Raw genomic sequence first — 21,774 nt, forward strand, 5'->3', positions numbered from 1 at the left:
GAAAGAGCGGCGATTAACGCGCCGCTCTTTCTCTCAAATATGTTCAGCAGTTTATATGCTTATGCATTGCCTTCGGGTGCTGTTTCCGCAGCAGCCTTCGGACCACCCTTGGAAACGCCGACCATGGCCGGACGCAACACGCGATCACCAATGGCAAAGCCTGCCTGCATAACTTGAACGACTGTGTTGGCTGGCAGTTCAGGATTTGGCACTTCAAAAATCGCCTGATGGAAGTTCGGGTCGAACTTTTCTCCTTCAGGGTTGAGCTTGGTCACGCCATGACGTTCCAAAGCCTGCAACATGGCGCGTTCAGTCATTTCCACGCCTTCGGCCAGCGACTTAAGGTTCGCATCGCTTTCCAGCGCTTCTGCTGGAATCGATTCATGTGCGCGGCTCAAATTGTCGGAAACCGAGAGCATGTCGCGTGCGAAGTTTGTCACCGCATAGGTACGGGCGTCCTGAACATCGCGCTGGGTGCGCTTGCGCAGGTTTTCCATTTCAGCAACCAGACGCAGCATCTGATCTTTCAATTCTGCGTTGTCAGCTTCCAGAGCAGCAATCGTGTTTGCAGCAAGGCTTTCGGAATCAACTTCGTCTTCGGCAGCTTCAGCGCGTGCCTCAGCCTTGCGGCTTTTCAAAAAATCATCGGCAGCACGCTTCAGCGCATCACGATCACGAGGATTGTTGATATCGCGCTGCTCAAGATCGGCGGTTTCAGGTGTGTTTTTTTCATCAGCCATTTTTTGTCTTCCGTCTTGAAGTATGTTTAGGGCGGATATCGAGTTTCGCGGCGTTAAAATCAAGGTCTAATTTGTTGCCCTTGTTAAGACTGACAACTTAACGCAGCAATCGAGACACGATTTGAGCGGTATAATCGACCATCGGCACAATACGCGCATAGTTAAGGCGGGTTGGTCCTATCACGCCAAGCGCGCCAACAACGCGCTGTTCGCTGTCGCGATAAGGTGCCACTACCAGCGATGAACCGGACAGAGAAAACAGTTTGTTTTCGGAGCCGATGAATATTCGTACGCCCGAACCCGATTCAGCCAGATCAAGCAGCTGGATCATGCCATCCTTGGTCTCTAAATCATCAAACAGATGGCGCAGGCGCTCAATATCTTCTTGCGCATGAATGTTTTCAAGCAGATTGGCGCGGCCACGAACAATCAAACGCGCGGGCTGGTCAGAACCTGCGCCACTCCAGACCGCTATGCCCTGTTCGACCAGTTCTTGCGAAAGCTGATCAAGCTCCTGTCTGGTTTCCTGCGAGAGTTTTTCCAGTTCCGACTTTGCTTCCGAAAGCGTGTGGCCATGAATATGCGCATTGAGGAAGTTTGAAGCTTCCACAAGTTGCGAAGCCGAAATCCCGGCAGGCAGATTGATGACGCGGTTTTCCACATCGCCATTCTGCATCACCAGAACGGCTAGCGCGCGCGTTGGTTCAAGCCGCACAAATTCGATATGTTTGAGTGCGCCTTCGGCCTTGGTTGCAAGCACAAGACCCGCGCCACGCGATAGGCCAGAAAGTACCTGACTGGCTTCGGTCAAAACACTTTCGACTGAATTGTTCATACCCGCCGAGCGAACCTGCGCTTCAATCGACGTGCGTTCATCGGGGCGCAGATCGCCCACTTCCATGAAAGCATCGACAAAGAAACGCAGGCCGATCTGCGTTGGCAGGCGTCCGGCAGAAATATGCGGTGCGTAAATGAGGCCGAGTTGTTCCAGATCGCTCATCACATTGCGGATGGTGGCAGGCGAAAGACTGTGCGGCAGCAGACGCGACAGATTGCGCGAACCGACCGGATCGCCATCATTGAGGTAGCTATCGACGATCAGCCTGAAAATATCGCGCGACCGCTGGTCGAGCGAATTAAGTAGCTGATGTTCCGGTGATTTGATCATGGTCTTAGAGCGAAGCCTCTGAATTGCATGCTATAAATATAAGCGCGCAACCCAAGCCGTCAAAGGCTTTGCGCCAATAATGACAGTTCTCTTAACATCTCTCTTGCCGGATCATGCGAAATTCCTTTCCATTCCTGCACGACAAGCCTAAAAAGCCGCAACGAAAAACGAATTGAGGAAATACAATGCGTCCATCTAAGCGCGCTGCTGATGAAATGCGTGCCGTCTCTTTTGAGCGCGGCGTCTCCAAACATGCGGAAGGCTCGTGCCTCGTAAAGTTCGGTGACACCCACGTTCTTTGCACCGCAAGCTTAGAGGAAAAAGTTCCGGGCTGGATGCGCAATTCCGGCAAGGGCTGGGTCACAGCAGAATATGGCATGCTGCCACGTTCAACCGGCGACCGTATGCGCCGCGAAGCAGCAGCTGGCAAACAGGGTGGCCGCACGCAGGAAATCCAGCGTCTTATTGGCCGTTCGCTGCGCGCTGTTGTTGATCTTCAGGCATTGGGCGAATACCAGATCACCGTTGACTGCGACGTCATTCAGGCTGATGGCGGCACGCGTACCGCGGCGATTACCGGCGGCTTTATCGCGCTGCATGATTGTCTGCGCTGGATGGAAGCGCGTCAGATGATCCGCATCGAAAAAGTGCTCAAGGATCATATCGCTGCGATCTCTTGCGGCATCTATGAAGGCCAGCCTGTGCTTGATCTTGACTATGTTGAAGATTCGGCGGCTGAAACCGACAGCAATTTCGTCATGACCGGCAAGGGCGGCATTGTCGAAATTCAGGGTACAGCTGAAGGCGCGCCGTTCTCGGAAGAAGAGTTTGCAGCGCTTATGAAGCTTGCTCGCGGCGGCATCAATCAGCTGGTTGAGTTGCAGAAGGCAGCACTTGCCTGATAGTTAGGGCCTTCTTGATTAAAGCGCATCCCGAAAAGTGTGAAACAGTTTTCGGGATGCGCGTTAAAGTAAGTGATTGGAGCGCAGATCTGATAAAATCAGATCGAAACGCGCTCTAATGGGGGCCAGACTATGCAAGCATCCCGCATTCTTGAAACTGCGCTCTATGTCCGTGATGTTGCTGAAGCGATTGCGTTTTATCGCGACATTATCGGGCTTGAGCCGGTGGGCAAGGTGAGCGAACGCAATGCATTCTTCCGCTGTGGCGATGGCATATTGCTTTTGTTCAAAGCGGAAGAAACACTGAAACCACCTCTGCTCGGGTCGTTACCGGTGCCACCACATGGCGCTGCGGGTCCGGGACATGTTTGTTTTGCCGCCACACGTCATGAAATTGACGACTGGCGCATCTATCTCGAAAAGCACGACATTGCTATCGAGTCTGATTTCGAATGGCCTAATGGTGCGCGTTCGATTTATTTTCGCGATCCTTCCGGTAATTCGCTGGAATTCGCTGAGCCGAAACTTTGGAGTTAAAGCATGATCCCGAAAAGTGGGAACCGGTTTTCGGATAAGATCATGCGTAAAAAGGTAGAACTTAAATGAAGGCGCTTGAAAAAGGCAAACTGATCGTCGCATCGCACAATGCAGGCAAATTGCGTGAGTTCGATGGGCTGATTGCGCCGTTTGGCTTTGAGGTCAGTTCCGTTGCAGCTCTCGGTCTGCCTGAGCCGGAAGAAACCGGCACGACATTTGAGCAGAATGCTTACATTAAGGCGCTGGCCGCAGCCAAAGCCACTGGTTTGCCTTCGCTGTCTGACGACTCCGGCATGATGGTTGACGCGTTGGATGGTAATCCGGGTGTTTACACCGCGGATTGGGCCGAAACCGAAGACGGAACGCGTGATTTCAATATGGCAATGCAGAAGGTCGAAGATCTTTTGCAGGAAAAAGGCGCTGTTGCACCTGACCAGCGTAAGGCGCGTTTTGTTTCGGTGATCTGCCTTGCATGGCCGGATGGTGAAGCACAATATTATCGCGGTGAAGTGGAAGGCACGCTGATCTGGCCTCCTCGTGGTGATATTGGCTTTGGTTATGATCCGGTTTTCAAGCCGGAAGGCTATGAGAAGACCTTTGGCGAAATGACTGCTGACGAAAAGCATGGCTGGAAGCCGGGCGATGCGTCCGCACTTTCGCACCGTGCGCGTGCTTTCAAGCTGTTTGCTGAAAAAGCGCTCGGTGTTGTTTCGGATGCTGCTGAATGAACCACCACTTTTCTCCACCCGCTGGAAGTGTTGATATTCTGCCGATTGCGCGAGCGGATGGAGAGAGTGCGTTTGGCGTTTATGTGCATTGGCCATTTTGTCTGGCCAAATGCCCATATTGCGACTTCAACAGCCATGTGCGTCATCAGCCGGTTGATCAGGATCGCTTTGCATCCGCCTTCAACCGCGAGATGGAGACACTGCGTGAGCGCACAGGTCCGCGTACCGTCACCAGCATCTTTTTAGGCGGCGGGACACCATCGCTGATGCAGCCTTCAACCGTTGGCAGCTTACTTGATGGCATTGCGTCGCGCTGGTCTGTTGCACCCGATATTGAAGTGACGCTGGAAGCCAACCCGACAAGCGTGGAAGCAGATCGGTTTCGCGGCTATCGCGCCGCCGGTGTCAACCGCGTCTCGCTCGGCATTCAGGCGCTCAATGCCCCTGATCTGCGTCGTCTGGGTCGCATGCATTCCGTTGATGAAGCAAAGGCCGCAATCCGGCTGGCGCGTGAGATTTTCCCACGGCTGTCGTTTGATTTGATCTATGCGCGGCCCAATCAGACGATTGAAGCATGGCGCGAAGAGCTGAAAGAAGCCATTGATCTGGCTGCCGATCATCTGTCACTCTATCAGCTGACGATTGAAGAAGGCACGCAGTTCTATAATCTTTGGAAGGCTGGCAAGCTGACTACGCCAGAGCCGGATCATGCGGCGGCTCTTTATGAAGAGACGCAAAAGATTACTGCAGAACACGGCCTGCCTGCTTATGAGATTTCAAACCATGCTATGCCGGGGCGCGAGTCGCAGCACAATCTGGTTTATTGGCGTTATGGGCAATATGTCGGCATTGGTCCCGGCGCGCATGGTCGTTTTGTTGAGAACGGCACACGCACGGTCACAATGACCGAAAAGCACCCGGAAACCTGGCTCGAAAAGGTCGAAACCAACGGTCACGGCATCATTGAAGAAGAATATCTCAATGGCAATCAGGAAGGCGATGAGTTCCTGATGATGGGGCTACGGTTGCGCGAAGGCATCGATCTTGCGCGTTATCAACGCTTGACCGGGCACGATATTGATCGCAAGCGTCTTGAACGGTTGATTGCATCGGGCATGATTGAAAAGATGGATGGAACTTTCATCCGTGCAACGCCGGATGGTTCGCTGGTGCTTGATGCGCTGGTGGCTGATCTGGCTGCTTAGCGCATGTCGCGGAAAGGTGGGAACCGGTTTTCCGATAACGACATGCGTCAATAAGGAATTTAGATGAGCGAATTTTTGGACGAGCAGAAACGCGAATTTGTTGTCGGTGGCACCGCTCAGCGTGCGCGCCCGATTGAACCCGCGCTTTATATCGTCTCGACCCCTATCGGTAATCTTGGCGACATGACGCTGCGTGGGCTGGAAACACTGGCAAGTGCCGACATTGTTGCCTGTGAAGATACCCGCGTAACCCGCGTGTTGCTGGATCGCTATGGAATTGCGCGTCGCCCGATCAGCTATCATGAGCATAATGCTGCTGAAGCCGGCGCAAAGTTGATTGCCGCTTTGCAGACTGGCAAAAGCGTAGCGCTTGTTTCCGACGCGGGTACGCCACTTGTGTCTGATCCAGGTTTTCGGCTCGTCGGTGAAGCACGCGAGGCAGGCATTCGCGTGGTGCCAATTCCAGGTGCTTCCGCACTTCTTGCAGCCCTTGCCGCTTCAGGGCTTCCGACCGATGCTTTCATGTTTTGCGGCTTTCTGCCGGTTAAACATGGACAGAAAACCTCCAAGCTCGAAAGCCTCAAGAATATCGAAGCAACGCTGGTGTTTTATGAATCGCCCAATCGTACGGCGACAACTCTTGCCGATATGGCGGAGGTTTTTGGCGACGCGCGTGAAGCGGCCCTGTGCCGCGAACTGACCAAGGCTTATGAAACCATTGTCACTTCCACTCTGGGTGAGTTGAAACAGCAATTTGATGGCGAAAATCGTATTCGCGGTGAAGTCGTGTTGCTGGTTGGTCCGCCAACAGGGGAAGCCGGTCCGCAGAGCGAAGAAGACATCGACAAGCTGCTGCTGTCACTCTCGCAGGAATTGTCTCCGTCCAAGGCGGCAGGCGAGGCCGCAAAGATGACCGGCGGGCAGAAGTCGGTGCTTTATCAGCGTCTGATGCAGTTGAAGGCACAAGGCTGATGAGTGATTTCCGCGAGAAAAAGCGAGTTGCTTTCTTTCGCGGACATAGCGCCGAGCGGCTGGCCGCGTTTGCGCTCATGCTCAAAGGTTATCGTATCGTCGCTCGCCGCTATCGCACACGGTTAGGCGAAATTGATCTCATTGCCCGGCGCGGCAATCTTATCCTCATCGTTGAAGTTAAAGCGCGGACCACTGTGGAAGCGGCACATCTTGCCGTCACCCCACAAGCTATGCGCCGTATCGAGGCGGCCGCCGATATGTGGCTGCAACGCCAAAAGGATTACGCACAATTATCACTGCGCTTTGACCTCGTGGCTGTTCTGCCGCGCCGCTGGCCAAAGCATTTTCCTGCATTCTTCACTTCTGAAAATTATCGCTAAGCTGATGTAAATCCTACAAAAATTATGGGATATAATTTAAGGCAAGCAGGAATTAAAATCCTCAAAACACCTTTTTAAAGGAAAAGTGATGCTCCGTGCGATTTGCGCGCGCAAGCCCGTTTCTTATAAAATTTCATCGGTACGGGAATAATAACAGCAGTCTAAAAAAGGATACTGCTGTGGCTCTCGCGTCCCAACGACTTCTTGCTGATTTTCCTGCCTTCTTTCGTGTTTCGGAAGAGGTGGTGGTTATTGTTGGCGGCGGCGAAGAAGCGCTCAACAAAGCCCGTCTTGTGGCCCAGACGTCGGCTCGTTTGCGCATCGTTGCGGAAGAGTATGAGCCAGCTTTGGCGAGCTTCATCGAAAGCCATGGTGTAGAGCAGATTTACGAAGCTTTTGAACCGAAACATCTTGAAGGTGCGAAGCTGGTTTTTGTCGCGACCGGCGATGAGCAACAGGATCGCGCAATTGCAGCGATTGCCAAAGCGCATAAAATTCCTGTCAATGTGGTTGACCGTCCCGCACTTTGCGATTTCCTGACGCCGGCTATCGTCAACCGTGCACCGATTGCAATTGCGATTGGCACAGAAGGTTCGGCCCCTGTGCTGGCGCAGATGGTACGCGCGCGCATTGATGCGGCTTTCTCGCCACGCCTTGGCGAACTGGCGCATTATGCCGAAAGCTGGCGTCCGCTGGTTGAAAAACTACTACCAAAAGGTTTGGCGCGGCGCAGTTTTTGGCGCGGCTTCTTTTCTGGCTCCGTTGCCCGTAGCGTTGAAAACGGCGACCGTGAGGAAGCGTATAGAGCAGCGAACGAATTGATTGCCGAGCCGCAGAATGCTGCCGGTTATGTCTGGCTGGTTGGTGCTGGTCCGGGTGCCGAAGATCTGCTGACCCTGCGTGCGCATCGTGTGCTGATGGAAGCCGATGTGATTGTGCATGACGCGCTGGTGCCAGAAGGCGTTATCGCCATGGGGCGTCGCGATGCGGAGCGTCTTTCGGTTGGTAAGCGCAAGGGTTGCCATTCCAAAAGCCAGAACGAGATTAACGATCTGCTCGTCAGCCTTGGTCGCGAAGGCAAGCGCGTGGTGCGTCTGAAAGCGGGCGATCCGCTGGTCTTTGGCCGTGCGGGCGAAGAAATGGCTGCATTGCGGTCAGCCGGTATCGGTTTTGAAATTGTGCCGGGCATCACGTCCGCTTTCGCTGCTGCTGCCGATATGGAACTGCCACTAACCTTGCGTGGCGTGGCATCCTCGCTGGTGTTCACGACAGGTCACGACATGGCAGGTGATGTGTTGCCGGGCTGGGCCAAGCTGGCCGTCTCTGGTGCAACAATCGCTGTCTATATGGGCTCAAGCGTTGCGGCATCCGTTGCAAGCCGTCTGATTTCTGCGGGTCTTCACGAAGATACGGCTGTCGCAGTTGTTGAGAATGCCAGCCGTAAGGATAAGCGGCTGTTTCATGGAACATTGAAAGATCTGCCATCGCTGGAAGAGCGCAAAGAGCTTGCGGGTCCGGTCATGGTCATCATCGGCGATGCTGTTGCAGGTGCCGCTATCGATAAAGCGCAAGCGCTGGCGGTTAGACCCGTTGCAGTCGCTGCTTAAATCAGGAGTCGGAAAAATGGTTGTAAAAGTTCTCACCGCAAACCGGCTCATTGATGGTCAGGCCGTGTGGCTTGGCGCTGATGGTTCATGGCAGGAAACGATTAATGGTGCACTGGTTGCCCGTCATGCCGAAGCAGTTAGCGCTCTTGAAGACGCGGGCAAGGTTGCTGCCAAAGCCAATCTGGTGGTCGATGTAAACGTGATTGACGTCGAAGAGCGTGATGAAGGGCTCTATCCCATTCGCCTGCGCGAGCGCATCCGGCTTTCCGGACCCACCATCGTTACGCTTGGTCAATCGCATGGCGCCCAAAAGTGGGAACCGGTTTTGGGATAAAGCCATGCGTGAAGAAAAGCTCCTGAAGCAAGCTTCCTGATCTGAATATCGGAATTAAATATGTATCGTTATGATGAATTTGACCGCGATTTTGTTGCGGCCCGCGTTGCACAGTTCAAGGATCAGGTTGAGCGCCGTCTTTCGGGTGAAATGACGGAAGATCAGTTCAAACCGCTGCGCTTGATGAATGGCCTTTATCTGCAATTGCACGCCTATATGCTGCGTGTTGCGATCCCTTATGGCACTTTATCGAGCCGCCAGTTACGCAGGCTTGGCACTATTGCGCGCGATTATGATCGGGGTTTTGCACATTTCACGACGCGTCAGAATGTTCAATATAACTGGCCAGCGCTGAAAGATGTACCACGTATTCTTGAAGAGCTTGCAGAAGTCGAAATGCATGCGATCCAGACGTCGGGTAATTGCATTCGCAATGTGACCGCTGATCACTTTGCAGGGGCGGCTGCTGATGAAGTGGCCGATCCGCGCCCACTGGCAGAAATTCTGCGTCAGTGGTCGTCGCTGCACCCGGAATTTTCCTATTTGCCGCGCAAGTTCAAGATTGCAATTGTCGGCTCCGAGCATGACCGTGCGGCCATTCAGGTGCATGACATCGGCTTGCAGCTTAAAAAGAACGAAGCAGGCGAACTGGGCCTTGCCGTCTATATCGGCGGCGGGCAGGGGCGCACGCCGATGGTTGCCAAGAAAATCCGTGATTTTCTGCCGCTTGAAGACATGCTAACCTACGTGACGGCAATTGTTCGCGTTTATAATCTCCACGGACGCCGCGATAATAAGTACAAGGCACGCATCAAAATCCTCGTGCATGAAACGGGCGTCGAGCCGCTGGTGCAGGAAATTGACGCAGAATGGGAACAGATTCGTTACAGCGATCTGCAACTGCCGCAGCGCGACATCGATGCGATTGAAAGCTATTTCCGCATGCCGGATTTGGCGCAGCGTCCTGAAGGCTGGGAAATTCTGGCTGTCACGCAGAAGACAGATAGCGATTTTGCAGCATGGACCCAGCGCAATGTGACGCCGCACAAGAACCCGGATTATGCCGTTGTCACGATTTCGCTCAAGCCCATTGGCGGTATTCCCGGTGATGCCAGTGCAGAGCAAATGGAACTGGTGGCGGATATTGCGCAGACCTATTCCTCTGATGAAATCCGCGTCAGCCATGAACAGAATCTGGTTCTGCCGCATGTGGCGAAGGCCGATCTTCCGGCGGTCTATGATCTGTTGCAATCGGATGGATTAGTGACAGCCAATGCTGGTCTCATCACGGATATTATCGCATGCCCCGGTCTTGATTACTGCGCGCTGGCCAATGCACGCTCAATCCCGGTCGCGCAGCGTATTTCGGAGCGCTTTGGCGATCAGCAGCGCCAGCTTGAAATCGGTGATCTCAAGATCAAGATTTCTGGCTGCATCAACGCCTGCGGCCATCACCATGTTGGCCACATTGGTATTCTTGGCGTCGAGAAAAAGGGCGAGGAACTCTATCAGATCACGCTTGGCGGGTCTGGCGACGAGCATACGTCGATTGGTGACATTACCGGTCGTGGCTTTTCATCCGAAGAAGTGGTCGACGCAATTGAAACTGTGGTCGATACCTATCTTGGTCTTCGAGAAAACGGTGAAGAGACATTCCTCAATGCCTATCGCCGGGTTGGTATGGAGCCGTTCAAACGCGCGCTTTACGGAGAGGTAAGCCGTGCTGCCTGACTCTGATCCAAATTCAGACCAAATCGCAGAGGCACAAGCCCGTCTGCTGGAGGGAAGCCATGGCGCGTCCTCTCCGCAGGAGGTGATTGCGCTGAGCGTGCGCGAGATTTTTGACGGGCGCATTGCAGTCGTTTCGTCGTTTGGTGCGGAATCCGCTATCCTGCTGCACATGATCTCTGAGATTAATCCGGCAACACCAGTTCTATTTCTTGATACGGGCAAGCATTTCCGCGCAACGCTGGATTATCGCTACGATCTGGTTGACCGGCTGGGGCTTCTCGACGTGCAGGATATTCTGCCGCTTGAGGAAAGCGTGAAAGCCGATGATCCGTTTGGCGCTTTGTCGATGACCGACAAGGACCGCTGCTGCTTCATCCGCAAGGTTGAGCCAATGGCGCGTGCGGTTTCGCCTTATCGTGCATGGATGACTGGCCGGAAGCAGTTTCAGGCCTCGACCCGCAATGCGCTCCCAGTTTTTGAATCGGTCGGCCCTCGCGTTCGTATCAATCCGCTGGCACGTATGAGTGCGGACGATTTGCGAAACTATGCGCGAAAACACGATCTGCCTGTCCATCCGCTGACAGAACAAGGCTATCGCTCGATCGGCTGCATGCCCTGCACGCGGCCCGTGAGCGACGGTGAAGATCAGCGCGCCGGACGCTGGTCGGGATCGGAAAAGACCGAATGCGGCATCCATCTGACCGGACTCGCCGATAGCCTGAAAAATCATGGAGCTTTGGACCAGAAATGAGTGAAACAAAACTTTGGTCCGAGCAGGGCTTTCACGAAGATGACTATATCTTTGCGGATGATCTGGAAACCGCAGGTGATGCACCGGCGATCATCATACCTTTGGCTGTCTGGCTGGGGCTGGATGACGAGCTACGCCGTGCCTCCAATCGCCGCATTGGTGTGTCGGTGGCGCCGGGTGAAAAAATCGAGCCATTGCTCGATCATCTGGAAAGCCTGCCATTGATTGCTTTGGAGTTTCCAGCCTTCAATGATGGCCGTTCTTATTCGAAAGCTGAAGTTCTGCGTCGCGCTGGCTTTGAAGGCGAGTTGCGGGCAACAGGCGATGTGCTGATCGATCAGGCCGCTCTTATGCTGCGCACGGGTTTTGATAGCCTGCAAGTGACCAATAAAGTCGCGCAATCGCGTCTTGGCGAGCAGCGCCTGGTCGATACGCCCGGCTATTATCAGCCTGGTCGCGGGTCGGTTCAGCAGGAGAGCGGCTATGCGTGGCGGCGTATTAAAGCCAGTTAAATCGTAGCGATCACCTTTTTGTGGTTTTGCTTGTCTGCTTGATGGGGTAGATACCCTCATAAAAGCATTTCCAGCAAAAGTGCGAAGCGGTTTTGCGTAGGATAATGCGTCAAAACAAAAAGATAGAGCGGTTCGCATGGGTTCATTTAGAACCGGGCCGCTCTGGATTTGGAGACGAGACGTGATCCGCCACATTGTTTTCTTCAGCGTCAAGCCCGATCAGGACATCGATGTTGTCCGCAAGGGTTTGGAGCAGTTGGGTACTATTCCTTATTCCGACGTGTTTGAAGTTCTGCCAAATTCCAAAGTCGACCCGATGGGCAATGCGATTGATCTCGTTGTCTATGCTGAGTTCAAGGATGAAGAAGCGCTTTTTGCGTATAAAAACCATCCGACATATGATGCGTCCACGCAATATGTGCGACCTATGCGTGAGCTACGTTTTTCTGCCGATGTCGTGACCGAGAAGGGTTAATCCGCCTGTGGTGGTGCCTGAAGTGGTAGGCCGCCAAATAAGTCGGGCTCTGTTGATGTTCTGGCACGCTCGATATTCAGCAGGCGCAGCTTGGTCACTGTTCCACCCGCAGCTGAAAAACCGCCGACCTTGCCATTGGAGCCTAAAACCCGATGGCAGGGCACAATGATCGGAAACGGGTTTTTGCCAAGTGCATAGCCCACTGCCTGCGAAAGACTAACATCGCCCAGCCTGCGCGCGATTGTGCCATAGGTGATGGTCTCACCGGCTTTAAGTTCCAGAAGAATTTCATAGACTTTGCGGTTGAGGTCCGGCACCTGATCAAGTGCCAGCGGTGTCTGTGAAAAATCCGGATCGCCACCATCAAGCAACACGCAAACTTTGTTGATAGCTTCGCTGACATAATCAGGTGCAGATGATGTTTCTGCATTATTAAAGCGTGACTGAAGCCGGTAACGCGTTTCGCTTTCATCGGCGTCACCAATTTCCACGCCGATGATTTTACCGGCGTCCCATGCAATCCCGCAAGGGCCGATAGGCGTGTCAAATATGTTGATGCCGGTCGAATCCATGAGCATTGATATAGCATAATTTACAACAATTGCTGCGGATGGTGATGCGAAATGGTTGAAGAACGCAGCAAATAGTGATTGTGTGGGGACAACCGCCATAGGCATGATCGTGAGTCATGACTTTTTATGGCCAAATAACAGAGCGATACCTTCCGGCACGTGTTGAATGTGATCGGAACGAGGAAGTTTAAATGGACGATTACGAACGCTATGCCACAGGGCTGATGATCGTTTTTGGTGCGCTGATCGTTGGCGCGCTGATGGCGGCCAATCTTTATCATGGCGATAAGCCCGGTTTTCTTTTCGCGCTCGGTGCGGCGGTTGTGGGCTGGTTTTCTGCTTTTGCGGTGCTTTTCGATAAGCCGCGCGTTTATGGCGTGATGATTGCTGTTGCCATTGGACTGGTCGCCGCGTCCATCGGTGCTTTCGTCACCTGATCTCTGAATTAAATAGTCTTATGAAAAAGCCCCGGTTTGTCCGGGGCTTTTTTTATTCAGATATATGGCGAATAACACTGGCGGCGTGGGCCATAATTGGGCTGGAACGTATTGTCATAAGCCCGGTATGACCGATAACGATTGAAGCACCAGCGGACATGCGCGTTGCCACCGCCACGATATACTGGGGCTGGGCGATAGCGCGGCGGGTGATGACGGTAGCGTGGTGGCGGACCCCAATCCCGGTAATGCGGCCGATAGTGTGGTCTGTAATGGGGGCGGTGATGCCTGTAACCGTCACGCCAATGACGTCGATCTCCGCGACGTTCGTAATACTGAATGGTCTCGACCGGTGCCTGTGCGCCATGTGAAACAGCGGGTGCAATAAGCGATGTTGGCTGTGCCGCATTTGCACTTGCGGTTATCGCAGGCACACCGATGCCAAGTGACAGACACGCTGCGAAGAAGGATGATGCAAGTCTCTTCATCGTTATCTCCTCGATTATATGAGCTTTATCTTCAACGTCCCTGATGCGATTTTGCTCCTGCAATGTGGCGGGTAGGTGGCTGGGAAAACTCACTTTTTCTTTGCTGTAGCAACAGATTGGTGAAGGGTTGCGCGGCTACTTAGAAAACTGCTTCTGAATTGACATAAAGATATGTTTATGTCATTAAGCAACCCACTGCGATTTTGCGTATTAGAATACAGGCGGTAATCCCCTATGACGTCTTCCCTCGATAATCTTTTTGGTTCAACGGCAGCTAAGCCGGATGGTTCGGAAGTGCTTGCAGCACTGACCAAAGCCGCAAGTGAACGCATTCTGATTCTCGACGGTGCCATGGGTACGCAGATTCAGGGGCTTGGCTTTCACGAAGAGCATTTTCGCGGTGAGCGTTTCGGTTCCTGCGATTGCCAGCTTCAAGGAAACAACGATCTTCTAACACTGACCCAGCCAAAGGCGATTGAAGAAATTCATTATGCCTATGCGATTGCTGGCGCTGATATTCTGGAAACCAACACCTTCTCGTCGACCACCATCGCGCAGGCCGATTACGGCATGGAAGATGCCGTCTATGAGCTGAACCGTGATGGCGCGCGTCTGGCGCGTCGCGCAGCAATCCGCGCGCAGCAAAAAGATGGTCGCCGCCGCTTTGTTGCAGGCGCGTTGGGGCCAACAAACCGCACCGCTTCTCTTTCGCCGGACGTGAATAATCCGGGCTACCGCGCCGTCACTTTTGATGATCTCCGTATTGCCTATGCCGATCAGATCCGCGGGCTGATCGATGGCGGCTCCGACATTATTCTGATCGAAACCATCTTCGATACGCTGAACGCAAAGGCCGCTGTTTTTGCGGCTGAAGAAGTATTTCTTGAAAAGGGCGTGCATCTGCCGGTGATGATTTCCGGCACGATCACCGATCTTTCAGGCCGCACACTTTCCGGTCAGACACCGACGGCATTCTGGTATTCACTGCGCCATGCCAAGCCGTTCACCATCGGGCTTAATTGCGCGCTCGGTGCCAATGCAATGCGCGAACATCTCGCCGAAATCGCTGGCATTGCCGATACATTTGTCTGCGCCTATCCGAATGCTGGCCTTCCAAACGAATTTGGTCAGTATGACGAAAGCCCGGAAGCCATGGCAGCCCAAATCGAGGATTTCGCACGCGAAGGCCTCGTCAACGTAGTGGGCGGCTGCTGTGGTTCGACGCCTGACCATATCCGTGCGATAGCAGCTGCTGTGGCCAAGCATCCGCCACGCAAGCCGGTCAACGTGCCGCCGCTGATGCGCCTGTCGGGCCTTGAGCCTTTCACGCTGACCAAGGATATTCCCTTCGTCAATGTCGGCGAACGGACGAACGTTACCGGCTCCGCCCGTTTCCGTAAGCTCATTAAGGCTGGCGATTATTCGGCGGCGCTTGTTGTGGCGCGTGATCAGGTCGAAAACGGCGCGCAGATCATCGACATTAATATGGATGAAGGTCTGATCGACAGCCAGAAGATCATGGTTGAATATCTCAACCTGATCGCGGCGGAGCCGGATATCGCGCGCGTTCCGGTCATGATCGACAGCTCCAAGTGGGAGGTGATCGAAGCTGGTCTGAAATGCGTTCAGGGCAAGCCGATCGTCAATTCGATCTCGTTAAAAGAAGGCGAAGAAGCCTTCCTGCATCATGCGCGTCTGGTGCGTTCCTATGGTGCAGCAGTTGTGGTCATGGCGTTTGATGAAACGGGTCAAGCCGACACTGAACAGCGCAAGGTCGAAATCTGTACCCGCGCTTACAAGATTCTGACCGAGCAGGTTGGCTTCCCACCAGAAGACATCATTTTCGATCCGAACGTGTTTGCCGTCGCAACTGGCATTGACGAGCATAACAATTACGGCGTCGATTTCATCGAAGCCACGCGCAAAATTACGCAAACACTGCCGCATGCGCATATTTCTGGCGGCATATCAAACTTGTCGTTTTCGTTCCGTGGCAATGAGCCGGTGCGCGAAGCCATGCATGCTGTGTTCCTGTATCACGCCATTCAGGTTGGCATGGATATGGGTATCGTCAATGCTGGTCAGCTGGCGGTTTACGACACAATTGATACGGAACTGCGTGAAGCCTGCGAAGATGTGGTGCTGAACCGTCGTGATGATGCGACGGAACGGCTGCTCGAAATCGCTGAGCGTTTTCGCGATAGCGGCACAAGAGAAGCCAAGACGCAGGATCTGAGCTGGCGCGAATGGCCGGTGGAGCAACGTCTTTCGCATGCGCTGGTCAATGGCATTACTGAATATATCGAAGCCGACACTGAAGAAGCGCGTCTTGCTGCGGCACGTCCACTGCATGTTATCGAAGGTCCGCTGATGGCGGGCATGAATGTGGTGGGCGATCTGTTTGGCGCGGGTAAAATGTTCCTGCCGCAGGTGGTTAAATCCGCACGCGTCATGAAACAGGCCGTGGCTGTGCTTCTGCCATTTATGGAAGAAGAAAAGCGACTGAATGGCGGCGAAGGTCGCCAGAGTGCCGGTAAGGTGCTGATGGCAACTGTGAAGGGCGACGTGCACGACATTGGCAAGAATATTGTCGGCGTGGTTCTCGCTTGTAACAATTACGAGATCATCGATCTTGGCGTGATGGTGCCAACGCAGAAAATTCTTGATACGGCCCGCGCTGAAAATGTCGATGTGATCGGTCTTTCAGGACTTATCACGCCGTCGCTTGATGAGATGGTGCATGTGGCTGCTGAAATGGAACGCGAAGGCTTCAACGTTCCGCTGTTGATCGGTGGTGCGACGACCAGCCGTGTGCATACGGCGGTGAAAATTCACCCGCGTTATGAGCAAGGGCAGGCGGTCTATGTGATCGATGCCAGCCGTGCGGTGGGCGTGGTTTCCAATCTGTTGTCGCCTGAAAACAAGGGCGCTTATGTCGAGGGCATCCGTGAGGAATATGCCAAAGTTGCGGCGGCTCACGCCCGTAATGAGGCAGACAAGAAGCGTCTGCCACTGGCTCGTGCGCGCGAAAACGCCCAAAAGATCGACTGGGATGCTTATACGCCGCCTAAGCCGACATTCCTTGGCACCAAAACATTCGAGAACTACGATCTCGCAGAGATTGCGCGTTATATCGATTGGACCCCTTTCTTCCAGACATGGGAGATGAAGGGCCGCTATCCGGCTATTCTCGAAGATGAAAAGCAAGGCGAGGCGGCGCGTGCGCTCTGGAGTGATGCGCAGGCTATGCTTGCAAAAATCATCGAAGAGAAGTGGTTTGCACCGCGTGCTGTCATTGGCTTCTGGCCTGCAAACACGGTGGGCGATGATATTCGTCTCTTTACCGATGAAAGCCGGAAACAGGAGCTTGCCACCTTCTTCACTCTGCGTCAGCAATTGTCCAAGCGTGATGGTCGTCCGAATGTCGCCATGTCCGATTTTGTGGCTCCAAACGAGAGTGGCAAGCAGGATTATGTTGGTGGCTTCGTCGTGACTGCTGGCATCGAAGAAGTAGCAATTGCTGAACGCTTCGAGCGCGCAAATGATGATTATTCGTCCATTCTCGTGAAGGCTCTCGCTGACCGCTTTGCCGAAGCCTTTGCTGAACTGATGCATCAGCGCGTGCGCAATGAGTTCTGGGGCTATGCGCCGGGTGAAGATCTGTCCAACGACGATCTGATCCATGAGCGTTATGCAGGCATCCGTCCAGCGCCGGGTTATCCTGCACAGCCAGATCACACCGAAAAGAAGACCCTGTTTGAAATACTGGATGCAACGGCTCAAACCGGGGTCGAACTGACGGAAAGCTATTCCATGTGGCCGGGTTCGTCCGTATCGGGTCTCTACATTGGCCACCCAGAAAGCTATTACTTTGGCGTCGCTAAGGTGGAGCGTGATCAAGTCGAAGATTATGCCGCCCGTAAGGGCATGAGCGTTGAGGAGGTCGAGCGCTGGCTTGGCCCGGTTCTCAATTACATTCCCGGCCAAACCCCGGAGCCGGTTGAAGCTGCTGCATAACCGTAAAGCGCATCTGAAAATCATAAGTCCCGCATTGCGGGGCTTATCTATTTTATTTTACTTAAGTTTTATGCAGTTAAAATAAGTACTGTTTTTTGAAAATTATAACAATATTCAAATCAATATAGCTAGATGACCTGTAAATCATATGGTATGTAATACAGGTGGCTCACGGTCTTGTGGTCGATAAATAAATTCGGATTCCGGCGCCATCGAATCCTCAACATTATTATTCGCTTGTCTGGCTTTTTAATTTTGGCCGGAGTGCGGCTCTTTAACTGATATTTCTCAGAAGTTTTTGGTTCATCGAAACAATATTGGGATTCAAGTTATGAAATGGGAAGATTTTTACGAGACCATTCAATCATCCGATAATGCCGAAGTCCTGTTCGAGCAGATTAAGACCTATGCCGCAAAACTAGGCTTTGCCTATGTGTCTTATTCCATGTGTGTTCCGTCGCTGGATAGTGTCTCACGCTGGATACGCTTTGAGACCACGCCCGATGCGTGGCAGAAACAATATGCGGCAAAAAAATATGTTGAAATCGACCCTGTTGTGCGGCGTGGCGTAAATAGCATCGAGCCTCTCGTATGGTCACAGAGGCTTTTTGCCGAGACTCCGCAAATTTGGGCGGATGCGCAGAATTTGGGGCTTCGTGTTGGTATTTCCCAGCCATGTTGGGCAGCACAAGGTGTTTTTGGCATTCTCACATTTCTGCGGGACAAGCCAGCTTTATCAGAAGGCGAAATCTCAATCTTGCGTCGCCAAATGCAGATTGTGACCAATCTTTTGCATCTCGCCATGTATGAGCATCTCAATGTTCCGAAAATCAATTGCGTATCAGAAGTGAACCTGACTGCGCGCGAGCGTGAAATCCTGCGCTGGACAAGTGAAGGTAAGACCGCCGAGATTATTGGAACAATCCTCAGCATTTCGACGCGCACGGTGAACTTTCACATCAGCAATGTTCTCACCAAACTTGTTGCGGTGAACAAGGTACAGGCTGTTGCCAAGGCGCGTACATTTGGCCTTCTCTAACGACGTTTGATCCTTTGGCGGTTTAGCCCGAAGGACAATTTACCCCTCAAAAATCGACTTAATACCACAAATTTAGTAGTATTTTCCGCAACTTGACCAAAAATTGCACTTTTCAATCTGGCGCAAGTTTGTTTCTGTTATCGTGTCAAAACAGGCACGTTTTCGCTTAACCCCGTCACAATACGCGATAGCATACTTTTCCTTTTGCTCTGCCTTTCACGACAATGCGCGAAGAGTGGTTTTTGCCACATCTGCGCCGGATCAAGGCTCTCGCCACCCTCCCGCGAATATTAATTATCCAGCCGGTTTCCGGGAGAGACAGACGTGCATCACGCATCCCTGAGCAAAAACCTGACGCATCTTGAGCGTCTGGAAGCAGAAGCAATTCATATTTTCCGCGAGGTTGCCGCAACCTTCTCCAATCCGGTGATGCTTTATTCGGTGGGCAAAGATTCCTCCGTCATGATGCATTTGGCAATGAAAGCGTTCTATCCGGCTCCGCCTCCATTTCCGTTTCTGCACGTCGATACGACCTGGAAATTCCGCGAGATGATCGAGTTTCGCGATGCGCAAGCCCGCGAAAAGGGCTTTGAACTGCTGGTTCACATCAATGAAGACGGTGTGCGCGATGGTGTTGGTCCGTTCACGCATGGCTCAAACGTCCATACTCATGTCATGAAGACAGTAGGATTGCGGCAGGCGCTTGATAAATACAAGTTCGATGCTGCCTTTGGTGGTGCGCGTCGCGATGAGGAGAAATCCCGCGCCAAGGAGCGCATTTTTTCATTCCGCAATGCGCAGCATGGCTGGGACCCGAAGAACCAGCGTCCGGAAATGTGGAAGGTTTATAATACCCGCGTTGCAGCTGGTGAATCGATCCGCGTTTTCCCGCTCTCAAATTGGACCGAATTGGATATTTGGCAGTATATCCTTCAGGAAAATATCCCGATTGTGCCGCTTTATTTTGCAGCGCCTCGTCCGGTGGTCGAGCGCGACGGCATGTTGATCAAACTCGATGATGATCGCATGACGTTGCGTCCCGGTGAAAAGGTGGAAGAGCGGCTGGTGCGTTTTCGCACGCTTGGCTGCTATCCACTGACAGGTGCTATTGAATCCAGTGCCACCAATCTTTCTGACATTGTCGAAGAAATGCTGATCGCCCGCACCTCCGAGCGTCAGGGCCGCGCCATTGATCGCGATGAAGCAGGCTCGATGGAAAAGAAGAAGCGGGAGGGCTATTTCTGATGAACGCCATATTGAAGCCTTCTGTAACAAGTGCAGCCGTCAGCGACTTTCTCGCCGATCAGGAACGCAAGACGCTGCTCCGCTTTCTCACTTGCGGTTCGGTCGATGACGGAAAATCCACGCTGATCGGACGTTTGCTCTATGACACGAAGCTGATCTTTGAGGACCAGCTTGCCACACTGAAAAATGACAGCCGCAAATTCGGCACCACGGATGATGATTTCGACTTCGCGCTGCTGGTTGATGGCCTAGAAGCCGAACGCGAGCAGGGCATCACTATTGATGTGGCTTATCGCTTTTTCTCAACGCCGCGTCGTAAATTTATCGTGGCCGACACGCCGGGCCATGCGCAATATACGCGCAATATGGCGACAGGTGCTTCGACTGCTGATCTTGCGGTGGTGCTGATCGATGCGCGGCAGGGCGTGTTGACACAAACGCGCCGCCATAGCTTTATCGCTTCGCTGTTGGGCATCCGGCACATTGTCGTTGCCGTCAACAAAATCGATCTGGTTGATTTCTCGCAGGATGTTTTTGACAGTATAGTCGCTGATTATATGAGTTTTGCCAAAGATTTGGGTTTTGCCAGCATTCAGGCAATCCCACTGTCTGCACGCTTTGGCGATAATGTTACCAGCCTTTCGCCACGTATCGGCTGGTATCAGGGACCGTATCTGCTGGAACATCTGGAAACCGTACGTCTTGAAGCGGATAGTATCGGCAAGCCGTTCCGCTTCCCCGTGCAATATGTGAACCGGCCTAATCTCGATTTCCGTGGCTTCTCCGGCACTGTTGCATCAGGTTCGATTGCCGAAGGCGACACGGTCGTCGTTGCTAAGTCGGGCAAGCAATCGAAGGTGAAACGCATCGCCACCTATGACGGTGGTCTGCCCCGCGCCAGCGAAGGGCAGGCGGTAACGCTGGTTCTCGAAGACGAGATTGAAGTCTCGCGCGGTAATATGCTGGTGGGTGCAGAAACGCGGCCTGAAGTGGCGGATCGTTTCAGCGCCAACATTGTGTGGTTCGGTGAAGAGGCGTTACAGCCAGGGCGTTCCTATCTGCTGCGCACCGAGACCGACCAGACTCCGGTAACAATCAGCGAGATTAAATACCGTACCGACGTTAATACATTTGCGCGGGAAGAGGCGACGCAGCTTGATCTGAATGAAGTCGGGCATTGTCATCTTCAGACGGCGGATCAGATCGTGTTTGATCCCTATTCGGATAACCGCGTGACCGGCGCTTTTGTGCTGATTGATCGTGTAACCAATGCAACGGTGGGCGCAGGCATGATTGATGGCGCATTGCGTCAGGCAACCAATGTGCATTTACAGGCTTTCGATCTGGATAAGCAGGCACGCGCGTCGCAGAAATTCCAGAAGCCAGCGGTGCTCTGGTTCACGGGCTTGTCAGCATCGGGTAAATCCACCATCGCGAACAGGCTTGAACAGCGGCTTCATGCGCTTGGCAAACACACCTATCTGCTTGATGGCGATAATGTCCGTCATGGCCTCAATAGCGATCTTGGCTTCTCGGACGAAGACCGGGCCGAGAATATCCGCCGCGTTGGAGAGGTAGCAGGTCTTATGGCCGATGCCGGGCTGATTACGCTGGTCTCGTTCATCTCGCCGTTCCGTTCCGAACGCGATCGCGTGCGGTCGCGGCTGTCGGAGGGTGAGTTCATTGAAATCTTCGTTGATACGCCGATTGAGGAATGTATGGCGCGTGATCCGAAAGGGCTTTATACGCAGGCTCTACGTGGCGAGATCAAAGCGTTCACGGGTATTGATTCGCCCTATGAAGCGCCGCATTCGCCGGAAGTACATCTTCACACCGCAGCGCGTGACATTGACGAACTCGTCGCGGAAGTGGAAAGATATCTTGCCGAGCGAGGTGTTATCGGCAGTTATGGCAGTGATTCCTGGTCGATTTGA

21 protein-coding genes are annotated in these 21,774 nt (G+C 53.2%); 17 read left to right on the top strand and 4 right to left on the bottom strand.

Annotated elements, in window-relative coordinates; translation table 11 throughout:
- Positions 1–59: 59 nt before the first annotated feature.
- Positions 60–740 (bottom strand): nucleotide exchange factor GrpE, encoded by a 681-nt coding sequence (gene grpE / locus WH356_RS06365; protein WP_339509343.1) that lies wholly within the window; start codon positions 738–740, stop codon positions 60–62.
- A gap of 97 nt (positions 741–837) precedes the next feature.
- A complete protein-coding gene (hrcA, locus tag WH356_RS06370; protein WP_339509344.1) occupies positions 838–1,908 on the bottom strand; it encodes a heat-inducible transcriptional repressor HrcA in 1,071 nt (356 codons plus the stop codon).
- 185 nt (positions 1,909–2,093) lie between these two features.
- On the opposite strand from hrcA, the gene rph reads away from it, so the two are divergent.
- From rph to WH356_RS06430, 12 genes are all read left to right on the top strand, one after another.
- Positions 2,094–2,810, top strand: coding sequence for a ribonuclease PH (gene rph, locus WH356_RS06375; RefSeq protein WP_339509345.1), 717 nt, complete (start codon positions 2,094–2,096; stop codon positions 2,808–2,810).
- Positions 2,811–2,942: 132 nt separating this feature from the next.
- Positions 2,943–3,347 (top strand): VOC family protein, encoded by a 405-nt coding sequence (locus WH356_RS06380; RefSeq protein WP_339509346.1) that lies wholly within the window; start codon positions 2,943–2,945, stop codon positions 3,345–3,347.
- A 65-nt stretch (positions 3,348–3,412) separates the two neighbouring features.
- Positions 3,413–4,075 (top strand): RdgB/HAM1 family non-canonical purine NTP pyrophosphatase, encoded by a 663-nt coding sequence (gene rdgB / locus WH356_RS06385; protein WP_339509347.1) that lies wholly within the window; start codon positions 3,413–3,415, stop codon positions 4,073–4,075.
- A complete protein-coding gene (gene hemW / locus WH356_RS06390) occupies positions 4,072–5,280 on the top strand; it encodes a radical SAM family heme chaperone HemW (protein ID WP_339509348.1) in 1,209 nt (402 codons plus the stop codon). The genes rdgB and hemW overlap by 4 nt, the downstream gene beginning before the upstream one ends.
- A 63-nt stretch (positions 5,281–5,343) precedes the next feature.
- Positions 5,344–6,252, top strand: coding sequence for a 16S rRNA (cytidine(1402)-2'-O)-methyltransferase (rsmI, locus tag WH356_RS06395; protein ID WP_339509349.1), 909 nt, complete (start codon positions 5,344–5,346; stop codon positions 6,250–6,252).
- Entirely contained in the window at positions 6,252–6,632 is a 381-nt protein-coding gene (locus tag WH356_RS06400; RefSeq protein WP_339509350.1) for a YraN family protein, read from the top strand. Before rsmI ends, WH356_RS06400 begins: the two co-directional genes overlap by 1 nt.
- 179 nt (positions 6,633–6,811) lie before the next feature.
- A complete protein-coding gene (gene cysG, locus WH356_RS06405) occupies positions 6,812–8,239 on the top strand; it encodes a siroheme synthase CysG (protein WP_339509351.1) in 1,428 nt (475 codons plus the stop codon).
- A gap of 16 nt (positions 8,240–8,255) precedes the next feature.
- A complete protein-coding gene (locus WH356_RS06410; protein ID WP_339509352.1) occupies positions 8,256–8,573 on the top strand; it encodes a DUF2849 domain-containing protein in 318 nt (105 codons plus the stop codon).
- 60 nt (positions 8,574–8,633) lie between these two features.
- Complete coding sequence (locus WH356_RS06415; protein ID WP_339509353.1) at positions 8,634–10,304, top strand: nitrite/sulfite reductase; 1,671 nt, start codon at positions 8,634–8,636, stop codon at positions 10,302–10,304.
- Complete coding sequence (locus WH356_RS06420) at positions 10,294–11,055, top strand: phosphoadenylyl-sulfate reductase (protein ID WP_339509354.1); 762 nt, start codon at positions 10,294–10,296, stop codon at positions 11,053–11,055. The genes WH356_RS06415 and WH356_RS06420 overlap by 11 nt, the downstream gene beginning before the upstream one ends.
- Positions 11,052–11,567, top strand: a complete 516-nt coding sequence (locus WH356_RS06425) for a DUF934 domain-containing protein (protein WP_339509355.1) — start codon at positions 11,052–11,054, stop codon at positions 11,565–11,567. Before WH356_RS06420 ends, WH356_RS06425 begins: the two co-directional genes overlap by 4 nt.
- A gap of 181 nt (positions 11,568–11,748) precedes the next feature.
- The gene (locus tag WH356_RS06430; RefSeq protein ID WP_339509356.1) at positions 11,749–12,042 is read left to right on the top strand and encodes a Dabb family protein; all 294 of its coding nucleotides are present in this window, start codon (positions 11,749–11,751) and stop codon (positions 12,040–12,042) included.
- Here WH356_RS06430 and WH356_RS06435 read toward each other — a convergent pair.
- Positions 12,039–12,614, bottom strand: a complete 576-nt coding sequence (locus WH356_RS06435) for a methylated-DNA--[protein]-cysteine S-methyltransferase (protein WP_339509523.1) — start codon at positions 12,612–12,614, stop codon at positions 12,039–12,041. The genes WH356_RS06430 and WH356_RS06435 overlap by 4 nt on opposite strands.
- Positions 12,615–12,805: 191 nt before the next feature.
- Here WH356_RS06435 and WH356_RS06440 point away from each other — a divergent pair, with 191 nt between their 5' ends.
- Entirely contained in the window at positions 12,806–13,051 is a 246-nt protein-coding gene (locus tag WH356_RS06440) for a hypothetical protein (RefSeq protein WP_007873334.1), read from the top strand.
- A 56-nt stretch (positions 13,052–13,107) separates the two neighbouring features.
- Here WH356_RS06440 and WH356_RS06445 read toward each other — a convergent pair whose 3' ends face one another.
- Entirely contained in the window at positions 13,108–13,539 is a 432-nt protein-coding gene (locus WH356_RS06445; RefSeq protein WP_339509357.1) for a BA14K family protein, read from the bottom strand.
- A 234-nt stretch (positions 13,540–13,773) separates the two neighbouring features.
- On the opposite strand from WH356_RS06445, the gene metH reads away from it, so the two are divergent.
- From metH to cysN, 4 genes are all read left to right on the top strand, one after another.
- A complete protein-coding gene (gene metH / locus WH356_RS06450) occupies positions 13,774–17,556 on the top strand; it encodes a methionine synthase (protein WP_339509358.1) in 3,783 nt (1,260 codons plus the stop codon).
- Between the two features lie 331 nt (positions 17,557–17,887).
- Positions 17,888–18,595 carry a LuxR family transcriptional regulator gene (locus WH356_RS06455; RefSeq protein ID WP_339509359.1) on the top strand — a complete coding sequence of 236 codons (708 nt, stop codon included), beginning with the start codon at positions 17,888–17,890 and terminating at the stop codon, positions 18,593–18,595.
- Positions 18,596–18,919: 324 nt separating this feature from the next.
- Positions 18,920–19,840 (top strand): sulfate adenylyltransferase subunit CysD, encoded by a 921-nt coding sequence (gene cysD / locus WH356_RS06460; RefSeq protein ID WP_339509360.1) that lies wholly within the window; start codon positions 18,920–18,922, stop codon positions 19,838–19,840.
- Positions 19,840–21,774 (top strand): sulfate adenylyltransferase subunit CysN, encoded by a 1,935-nt coding sequence (gene cysN / locus WH356_RS06465; protein WP_339509361.1) that lies wholly within the window; start codon positions 19,840–19,842, stop codon positions 21,772–21,774. Before cysD ends, cysN begins: the two co-directional genes overlap by 1 nt.

Source organism: Ochrobactrum sp. MYb379, from assembly GCF_037479515.1.
Classification (GTDB): Bacteria; Pseudomonadota; Alphaproteobacteria; order Rhizobiales; family Rhizobiaceae; genus Brucella.

What these genes read in the sequence shown, in the direction of transcription:
- grpE (WP_339509343.1), bottom strand. Translation starts at nt 740, where the DNA reads ATGGCTGATGAAAAAAACACACCTGAAACCGCCGATCTTGAGCAGCGC.
- hrcA (WP_339509344.1), bottom strand. Translation starts at nt 1,908, where the DNA reads ATGATCAAATCACCGGAACATCAGCTACTTAATTCGCTCGACCAGCGG.
- rph (WP_339509345.1), top strand. Translation starts at nt 2,094, where the DNA reads ATGCGTCCATCTAAGCGCGCTGCTGATGAAATGCGTGCCGTCTCTTTT.
- WH356_RS06380 (WP_339509346.1), top strand. Translation starts at nt 2,943, where the DNA reads ATGCAAGCATCCCGCATTCTTGAAACTGCGCTCTATGTCCGTGATGTT.
- rdgB (WP_339509347.1), top strand. Translation starts at nt 3,413, where the DNA reads ATGAAGGCGCTTGAAAAAGGCAAACTGATCGTCGCATCGCACAATGCA.
- hemW (WP_339509348.1), top strand. Translation starts at nt 4,072, where the DNA reads ATGAACCACCACTTTTCTCCACCCGCTGGAAGTGTTGATATTCTGCCG.
- rsmI (WP_339509349.1), top strand. Translation starts at nt 5,344, where the DNA reads ATGAGCGAATTTTTGGACGAGCAGAAACGCGAATTTGTTGTCGGTGGC.
- WH356_RS06400 (WP_339509350.1), top strand. Translation starts at nt 6,252, where the DNA reads ATGAGTGATTTCCGCGAGAAAAAGCGAGTTGCTTTCTTTCGCGGACAT.
- WH356_RS06410 (WP_339509352.1), top strand. Translation starts at nt 8,256, where the DNA reads ATGGTTGTAAAAGTTCTCACCGCAAACCGGCTCATTGATGGTCAGGCC.
- WH356_RS06415 (WP_339509353.1), top strand. Translation starts at nt 8,634, where the DNA reads ATGTATCGTTATGATGAATTTGACCGCGATTTTGTTGCGGCCCGCGTT.
- WH356_RS06425 (WP_339509355.1), top strand. Translation starts at nt 11,052, where the DNA reads ATGAGTGAAACAAAACTTTGGTCCGAGCAGGGCTTTCACGAAGATGAC.
- WH356_RS06435 (WP_339509523.1), bottom strand. Translation starts at nt 12,614, where the DNA reads ATGGATTCGACCGGCATCAACATATTTGACACGCCTATCGGCCCTTGC.
- WH356_RS06440 (WP_007873334.1), top strand. Translation starts at nt 12,806, where the DNA reads ATGGACGATTACGAACGCTATGCCACAGGGCTGATGATCGTTTTTGGT.
- WH356_RS06445 (WP_339509357.1), bottom strand. Translation starts at nt 13,539, where the DNA reads ATGAAGAGACTTGCATCATCCTTCTTCGCAGCGTGTCTGTCACTTGGC.
- metH (WP_339509358.1), top strand. Translation starts at nt 13,774, where the DNA reads ATGACGTCTTCCCTCGATAATCTTTTTGGTTCAACGGCAGCTAAGCCG.
- WH356_RS06455 (WP_339509359.1), top strand. Translation starts at nt 17,888, where the DNA reads ATGAAATGGGAAGATTTTTACGAGACCATTCAATCATCCGATAATGCC.
- cysN (WP_339509361.1), top strand. Translation starts at nt 19,840, where the DNA reads ATGAACGCCATATTGAAGCCTTCTGTAACAAGTGCAGCCGTCAGCGAC.